Consider the following 5819-nt stretch of genomic DNA (forward strand, 5'->3'; position numbering starts at 1 on the left):
ACAACAGGATGTGGCGTCGAACATCTTCCTTGGACGCGAGCCGACGAAAAGGCTGCTCGGCCTGTTTCCCGGCTTCGTCGACAAGGCGGAGATGGACCGCCAGGCGGCGCGGATGATCGAGCGGTTGGGCGCACATCTGCCGTCGATCAGCCGCTCCGTCGGCTCCTTCTCCGGCGGCCAGCAGCAGACGGTAGCGATCGCCCGCGCGCTGACCTTCAATCCGAAGCTCGTCATCATGGACGAGCCGACGGCGGCGCTCGCCGTGCGCGAGGTGCAAAGCGTGCTCGATCTCATCCGGCGGCTGAAGTCGGAAGGCATCGCCGTCATCCTGATCTCGCATCGGCTGAACGACGTGCTTTCGGTCACCGACCGCATCGTGGTGCTGCGCCACGGAAGGGCGGATGCCGATCTCGTCACCGCCAGGACCAACATGAACGAAGTCGTCAGCCGCATCGTCGGCGGCGGCGATATCGCCGCCGCCGCGGCGCATGAACAACGAGGCTGAGCTTATGAATACATTTGGACTGCACACTTTCGCCATCGCTCCGGTCTGGGATCTTGGCCGCATCGAGCCGCAGATGGACCGGCTAAAGGAGCTTGGCATCGGGCTGATGGAGATCCCGCTGCTGCGCCCCGAGGAGATCGACACCAAGCGCACGCGCGGCTTCGCCAACCATTATGGCGTCGAGCTCATCCCGTCGCTCGGCCTGCCGCGCGCGCTCGACGTGGTCGAACGGCCGGATGAGGCGCTCGACTTCCTGCAGCCGGCCTTCAAGGTCTGCAACGAGGTGGGCAGTGAGGCGCTCGGCGGCGTCACCTACGGCACGATCGGCAAGACGACCGGCCGGGCGACGACGCAAAGGGAGATCGACGGCATATGCCGCTTCCTCGAACGGGCGGCGAAGTCGGCGAAGTCGCGCAGCCTGAAGCTCGGCATCGAGCCCTGCAACCGTTACGAGACGCATCTGATCAACCGCGGCATCGACGCGGCGCGGATCATCGAGCGGATCGGCGCCGACAACATCTTCATCCATCTCGACACCTACCACATGCATATCGAGGAAGAGAGCTTTGCCGCCGGCTTCGAGGCGTCGGCGCCCTTCCTCGGCTATGTCCATGTGTCGGAGGCCAATCGCGGCGTGCCGGGGCGGGGCATGCTCAACTGGGCGGCCTGCATGAAGGCGATCGCCGACATCGGCTATGAAGGCGCGATCACGCTCGAAAGCATGAACCATGTCGATGTCGACATTGCCGGCGGGCTCGCGGTGTGGCGCCCGGTGGCGGAGGACCCGCGCGACGTCATCGAGGTCGGGCTGCCCTTCCTGCGAGAGGAGGCGAAGAAGGCCGGACTGACGCTGGGATAAGCGGGCCTTCTACTCGCTACGTTGGCGCGCCAGCCAGCGGCGGCGCGCCTCCTGCTGCTCGGCAAGCTCTGCCTCGTCCCAGTAGCCGATGAGCACACCCGAGCCGACGATCGGATCGAAATGCTCGATCTTGTCGTCGATCTCGGTCAGCCATTCGTCGGGAACGGTGATGCGGTTGTTGGGAAGCGCCAGCCAGCGCATCAGCACTTTGCGCAGCCGCTCGATATCGGCGGCCGCCGACGGCTCGCTGCCAAGGTCGCGCAGCTCGCCGGGGTCAGTCCGGAGATCGAAGAGCATCGGCGGCACGCCTTCGCCATGGACGAGTTTGAAGCGGCCGTCGGTCACCATGTAGAGCTTGCAGTCCGACACCGGCATGGCGAGCTTCAGCCGCGCCGCATCGCCGCTAAAGTCGTATTCGCTGATCGCAAAGTTGCGCAGGCTTTTCCGTTCGCCGGAAGTGAGCGGCAGCAGCGAGCGGCCTTCGAGGATATGCGGCTTGGCCTTGCCGCCGAGGTAGTCGAGGAAGGTCGGCGCGAGATCGATCATCTCGACCAGCGCGTCTGACGTGGTTCCGCGCGTGGCGTCGGCTTCCGTGCGCGGATCGTAGACGATCATCGGAACCTTCACCGCGACGTCGTGGAACAGGTATTTTTCGCCCAGCCAATGGTCGCCGAGATAGTCGCCATGGTCGGAGGTGAAGACGACAAGCGTGTTCCCGAACAGGCCGCGCTTCTCCATGAAGTCGAACAAATGGCCGAGCTGGTCGTCGATCTGCTTGATCAGGCCCATGTAGCAGGGGATGACCGTCTCGCGGACCTCGTCGCGCGAGAGGTTCTTTGAGTAGCGCTCCTGCTGGAAGGCCTCGAAAATCGGATTTGGCGAGATGCGCTCCGCCTCGCTGCGGACCGGCGGCTGGATATCCGCCTTGCCATACATATCGTGGTAAGGCGCCGGCACGATATAGGGCCAGTGCGGTTTGATGTAGGAGAGATGCGCGCACCAGGCCTCGCCCTTGGCTTCGGCCTCCTCGATGAAGCGCATGGCGCGGCGAGTCATGTAAGGCGTCTCGGAATGTTCCTCGGGAATGCGCGCCGGCTTGTCGGCGTGGACGAGGAGCCAGCCGTTGAAGTTCTCGCCGTTCTCGCCCTCGCCGGAATTCGCCCAATGCTCCCAGGGGTTTTCGGCGTTGAAGCCGTGCTCGCGCAGGTAGGTGTCGTAGGCCGGATCGGGGTCGTAGCTGGTCGAGGGGTGCAGGCCGTCGTCGCGCTCGAACGGCTCGAAGCCGCATTCCGCGACGCGCACGCCGATGATCGAATCCCGGGCGATGCCAAGCCGCTCCATGCCTTCCTCGTCGGCTGTCATATGCGTCTTGCCGATCAGCGCCGTGCGCACGCCGACCTCGCGCAGGTGATCGCCCAGCGTCGGCTCGCCGACCCTCAGTGGCACGCCGTTATGGGTCGAGCCATGCGAGCGGACATAGCGGCCGCTATAGGCGCTCATGCGCGAGGGACCGCACACCGTCGATTGCACATAGGCGTTGGTGAAGCGGACGCCGCGGCCGGCTAGCCGGTCGATGTTCGGCGTCTTCAGGCTCTTGTGTCCGGCGCAGCTCAGATAATCGAACCGCAGCTGGTCGCACATGATGAAAAGGACGTTGCGTTTTGAAGTCATAGCTATCCGTCGGAGCGGCTTTCCTTGGTAACGCGGTGAGGATGCCATCATCGCCTCGAAGGCGTTATATCGTCGGCAGATCCGACCGGATAGGCCGCCAGAATCCTCGATCTGGTTCGATGAGAGAGCGTATCGCTGCCGGCACGCACGCACCGCAAAGGGAAACGATGCAAGTGCGCCGGATTTCGATCGAATCATATCCGGGAGGTTAATAATCGGCGACTGATTTTCATTTTACATTACCATTTCGGCATGAGAGACCGAGACGATGCGGCTGAAAAATCCCCGTTTAAAGCTGGGCGGCCGCGCGAGGGAGGAGAACTATGAGACGCATGCTGCTGGCCGCGGTTGCGGCGATCGCACTCGGCGGAACCGCCTTGGCGGATACGATCAAGGTCGGTGTGATCGGCCCGTTTTCCGGCCCGTTCGCCATTCAAGGCAAGAATTTCAAGGCCGGCATCGATGCCTGGACGGCGTTGAACGGCGCCAAGGTCGGCAATGATGATGTCGAGATCGTCTATCGCGACCTTCCGGCGGCAAATCCCGCGCAGGCCAAATCACTTGCCCAGGATCTGGTCGTCAAGGAGCACGTCCAGTATCTCGCAGGCTTCTATTTCACACCCGATGCCATGGCCGTCACGCCACTTCTTGAGCAGGCCAACGTGCCGATGGTGATCATGAATGCGGCTACCTCGGCGATCGTGACCAAGAGTCCGCTCGTCGTGCGCACGTCCTTCACGCTCTGGCAGACGTCGGTGCCGATGGCGAAGGTGGCGGCCCAGCGCGGTATCAAGAAGGTCATTACCGCCGTCAGCGACTATGGGCCCGGCGTCGATGCCGAAACGGCTTTCGCGACCACCTTCAAGGCGGATGGCGGGCAAATCGTCGAGTCGATCCGCATGCCCCTGTCGACGACCGATTTCAGCCCGATCATGCAGCGGGTTAAGGATTCCGGCGCCGAGGCGGTCTTTGCCTTCCTGCCCTCCGGCCCGACCACGCTCGGCTTCCTGAAGTCGTATAACGAGAACGGCCTCAAGCAGGCCGGCATCCAGTTCCTGGCGCCTGGCGACCTGACGCAGGAATCCGATCTTCCGGCGCTGGGCGATACGGCTCTCGGCGTCACGACCACCTTCCACTACTCGATTGCGCACGACTCCGGCGAGAACAAGAAGTTCGTCGCGGCGGCGCGCACCGCGATCGGCAATCCGGCGGAGTTGTCCTTCCCGTCGGTCAGCGCCTATGACGGCATGAGGGTCATCTACAAGATGATCGAGGCGACGGGCGGCAAGCAGGACGCCAAGAAGGCCGTCGATGCCGTCAAGGGAATGGCCTGGGAAAGTCCGCGAGGACCGGTATCGATCGACCCCGAAAGCCGCCATATCACGCAGAACATCTATCTGCGGGAGGTCGCCAAGGCCGAGGACGGCACCTATTACAACAAGGAGATCCAGACCTTCCCCAACATGACGGACCCGGGTCTCGCCGCCGCCAAATAGCCTTGCGCAGGCAAGCCCTCAGCGTCCATGTTCTTGCCTGCAGGCGGCAGCCTGCGGGCGGCCTCCGGAGTGAACCATGCAAAGCGTGCTCAGCGTCGCGGTCGACGCCCTTGCCTACGGCATGGTGCTTTTCGTCATCTCGATCGGCCTGTCGCTGACCATGGGGCTGATGCGGGTGGTGAACCTGGCGCACGGAGCTTTCGCCATGGTGGGAGGCTATCTGGCCTCCTATGCCATGCGCGATCTCGGCCTCGGCTATGTCGTCGGGCTCGTGCTCGCGGTCGCAGGAACCGTGGTCATCGCGGCGCCGATCGAAAGGCTGCTCTACCGCCGCATCTACAATGCTCCGGAACTCATCCAGGTGCTGATGACGATCGGCATCACCTTCTGCGTCATCGGCATCGCCAACTACACCTTCGGACCGACGCTCAAGACCATCCCACTGCCGGGGCTGCTGAGCGGGCCGGTCGATCTCGGCTTCCGTTCGATTGCTGCCCACAAACTCTTTGCGATCCTGTGCGGCTTCGCCGTTGCCGCCGCCCTCTGGTACCTGGTCGAGCGGACCTCCTTTGGCGTGAAGCTGCGCGCTTCCGTGGATAACACGCCGATGGCCGCCGCGCTGGGTGTCCGGACGAAATCCGTCTATGCAGCGAGCTTCGCGGTCTCGGCCGGGCTTGCCGCCTTCGGCGGTGTCGTGGGGGCCGAATTGCTGCCGATCGAGCCATATTACGCGCTGCGCTACATGGTGACCTTCCTGGTCGTGGTCGCGGTGGGCGGCGCCGGCTCGATCGGCGGAGCCTTGCTTGCCTGCCTCGTGCTCGGTGCGGTCGACACCGCGGGGCGGTACCTGATGCCGGACTATGGCGAGTTCTTCTTCTACCTGGCCGTCATCCTCATCGTTTGCGCCTTTCCGCGCGGCCTTCTCGGAAGGGCCTAAGGCATGAACGCCGACCACCTCACAGGCGCCGCCAGGCCAGTCGCCCGACCACGGTTCTCCGCCTCCGCCGACTGGATCGGCCTTGCGGCCGTGCTCGCGGCGGCAGGGGCAGGCTATCTTTTGTTCCCCGACAATCTGGCATTGCTCACACGCATCATCGGCATGATCATGCTGGTGCTGTCGCTCGATCTCGTGACCGGTTTTTGCGGCGTGGCGACGCTTGGCCATGCAGCCCTATTCGGCGCGGGCGCCTATGCGGCCGGGATCGCCGCTGCGCATTTCGGCATTTCAGACCCGGTCGCCATGATCGCGGCGGGCAGTGCCGGCGGGGCGCTCGCCGGCCTCTTGTCC

At 63.9% G+C, this 5819-nt stretch carries 5 protein-coding genes and 1 pseudogene; 5 read left to right on the forward strand and 1 reads right to left on the reverse strand.

What is annotated here, in order from left to right; genetic code table 11:
- Both EOA38_RS25685 and EOA38_RS25690 read left to right on the forward strand, forming a co-directional pair.
- Positions 1-505, forward strand: a 505-nt coding sequence (locus EOA38_RS25685; RefSeq protein WP_145966065.1) for an ATP-binding cassette domain-containing protein, incomplete at its 5' end; no start/stop codon positions are given.
- 4 nt (positions 506-509) lie between these two features.
- Positions 510-1364 (forward strand): sugar phosphate isomerase/epimerase family protein, encoded by an 855-nt coding sequence (locus EOA38_RS25690; protein ID WP_126092947.1) that lies wholly within the window; start codon positions 510-512, stop codon positions 1362-1364.
- A 9-nt stretch (positions 1365-1373) separates the two neighbouring features.
- Here the strand turns inward: EOA38_RS25690 and EOA38_RS25695 are convergent, their stop codons facing one another.
- A complete protein-coding gene (locus tag EOA38_RS25695; protein ID WP_126092948.1) occupies positions 1374-3035 on the reverse strand; it encodes a sulfatase-like hydrolase/transferase in 1662 nt (553 codons plus the stop codon).
- Between the two features lie 323 nt (positions 3036-3358).
- Here EOA38_RS25695 and EOA38_RS25700 point away from each other — a divergent pair, with 323 nt between their 5' ends.
- The 3 genes and pseudogenes from EOA38_RS25700 to EOA38_RS25710 form a co-directional block, all read left to right on the forward strand.
- On the forward strand, positions 3359-4531 hold the full coding sequence (locus tag EOA38_RS25700) for an ABC transporter substrate-binding protein (protein WP_126092949.1): 1173 nt from the start codon (positions 3359-3361) through the stop codon (positions 4529-4531).
- A gap of 76 nt (positions 4532-4607) precedes the next feature.
- Positions 4608-5468, forward strand: coding sequence for a branched-chain amino acid ABC transporter permease (locus EOA38_RS25705; protein WP_126092950.1), 861 nt, complete (start codon positions 4608-4610; stop codon positions 5466-5468).
- A gap of 3 nt (positions 5469-5471) precedes the next feature.
- A pseudogene (locus EOA38_RS25710) lies at positions 5472-5819 on the forward strand (branched-chain amino acid ABC transporter permease); the annotation flags it as partial.

It is taken from the genome of Mesorhizobium sp. M1E.F.Ca.ET.041.01.1.1, assembly GCF_003997355.1.
Lineage (GTDB): Bacteria > Pseudomonadota > Alphaproteobacteria > Rhizobiales > Rhizobiaceae > Mesorhizobium.

Bases quoted from the DNA above. Each gene is read 5' to 3' on its own strand.
- EOA38_RS25700 (WP_126092949.1), top strand. From the start codon at position 3,359: ATGAGACGCATGCTGCTGGCCGCGGTTGCGGCGATCGCACTCGGCGGA.
- EOA38_RS25705 (WP_126092950.1), top strand. From the start codon at position 4,608: ATGCAAAGCGTGCTCAGCGTCGCGGTCGACGCCCTTGCCTACGGCATG.
- EOA38_RS25695 (WP_126092948.1), bottom strand. From the start codon at position 3,035: ATGACTTCAAAACGCAACGTCCTTTTCATCATGTGCGACCAGCTGCGG.
- EOA38_RS25690 (WP_126092947.1), top strand. From the start codon at position 510: ATGAATACATTTGGACTGCACACTTTCGCCATCGCTCCGGTCTGGGAT.